This is a genomic window from Bradyrhizobium sp. (assembly GCF_049586575.1).
Taxonomy (GTDB): domain Bacteria; phylum Pseudomonadota; class Alphaproteobacteria; order Rhizobiales; family Xanthobacteraceae; genus Bradyrhizobium.
In genome coordinates this window covers 1-1,862 of sequence record NZ_JBAVCF010000050.1, presented here as the reverse complement: position 1 = coordinate 1,862, position 1,862 = coordinate 1, and the positions used below count along the sequence as shown (strand labels likewise).

2 protein-coding genes are annotated in these 1,862 nt (G+C 38.7%); one reads left to right on the top strand and one right to left on the bottom strand.

The window, feature by feature from the left end; genetic code table 11:
* On the top strand, positions 1-488 hold a 488-nt coding region (locus WB528_RS01650; protein WP_423886692.1), incomplete at its 5' end, for a hypothetical protein.
* A 1,117-nt stretch (positions 489-1,605) separates the two neighbouring features.
* Here WB528_RS01650 and WB528_RS01645 read toward each other — a convergent pair.
* On the bottom strand, positions 1,606-1,862 hold a 257-nt coding region (locus tag WB528_RS01645; protein WP_423886691.1), incomplete at its 5' end, for an HAD-IA family hydrolase.

The following is a 1,862-nucleotide window of genomic DNA, read 5'->3' as shown; positions in this document are numbered from 1 at the left end:
TGCAGATAAATGCAAATATAACACGCGATGATATCCACCAAGATCAGTTCGGAAGAGAGCAATTAATAGAAGAAGAACAGCTCATCGAAACACTTGTTCAGATTACAGGAAGAAAAAACAACGACTTAGGAGAATCGCTTGCAAAGTTGCAAGGTTCTGACGTTAAGAAGATAAAGGATCTCTGTACTAACTATAACAAGATAGAAAAATATTGTGAGCTTGCAAAAAACTTAGAGGAATTTGGACATGAACTCGAAAAAGAACTCGGCAGAAAACTCACAGAGAATCAACTTGAAAGTGCTGCTACATCTATAAGAAAACTGAGAAAATATATTGAAAATCTTCTTGATGGCCGATTCGCTCTTCATGATTCACATGGTATAAATCATATCAAGCATAATCTAGAATATGGCTATCGGATTATGGGCGTGATTGAGCGCCAGAGAAGGAGGCCAGGTAAAATTAGAAACCCTATCGTGCATTCTTGACGCATCCAGGCTATACTGTTTTGTTTGTTTTGTGTACCCACACAGAGCAGGAAAATATCAAATGAAGAGTCATAGATGTGGAATATAGCGTTGCAAGACTACAAGTTCATAATCTGATTTTTGAAATATTCGCATTATTGATAATATGAGTTCTATTGGTGGCAGAATCGGCTTTTTACTTTGATCATCAATTTATTCTGGTAGTAAGTTTGCCTTTCAAGGAATAGGTGACTCATTATACTATCAAAGCATCTTGTATCATTCGGAGACAAACCTTGATGAGACGGACTGTTCCTCGCTTGATCCATGTTTCTGGTGCATTATCCAGCCTAGATGGAACAAAAATCTTTTTCAGTTCCCGTAATCCGATATTCTCCACCACTTTTAACTGTCCTATGCTATTACAGACGAATATAACCGTTTATTAGACAAAAAAAGCAGTTCTAGCTCAATATAGCTAACTATCTCTAAATAATAACCCTGGACTCGTACAGATTACTGGGTCCCACCTCTCACTTGTTTACCTAGGCAATTTGTCAACGTACGGGGGCCCCCTAGTTTACAAATCCCTGTTAGACTCGGACAAGTTACAGGAACTGTCTAGTGGGTTTTGCTTTAATCCCACTCCAGTTTTACAAGGAACAGAGAACTCATGAAGAAGTACACGTTGACAAGCTTGGTAGAAAGTACTGAACAGGGTTCTAAGGTTATATCGCACGCGACTCCTTACAAACACAATTAAAATTGGGCAACCTTCTAAAACACGGCGCATTAAGAGCATAATGTGAGATATGGGCAGAACAATGAAATACCTTACTAGTTCGGCTTCTTACCTATAGTTTAGTAGAATAACAAACACACCGCGCCAGTGAGAAATTCTACCGGCCAACATGCAATCACGAAATACAGGATTTGGCTACTTTATTTGTGTCAATGTAAATCTCAGTCACATGATATGCAATGCTAAGAATATTGCATGTCGTGTGAATTGCAAAACCAGCGAGAAGATCTGCACACAGTACAAGTAACCTACAGGAGAACCTAAAACGAAAAAAGTAGAACTACTCTCGTTCATGTCTGGCAACAAGAAAAAAATCACAAATGAAAGACAAAGACCTTAATGCCAAGGAGCAGGTGAATGACACCAATCCTTTAGAAATTTGCCTGCTGAACTTGTATTTTTAAATTTTCTTTCTTTTGATATCAAACCTTTAAAGTCGGATATGGCAAGAGGTGATGTATTCAACGTAACAATACATGGAATACCCGCACTGTTAGCCGCTTTGACACCAAGGGGGGCGTTCTCTACTACTACTGCATCAGAAGGTTTTACATTTAGTCTTTGCAATGCTACTTCAAATGATGCCGGATCTG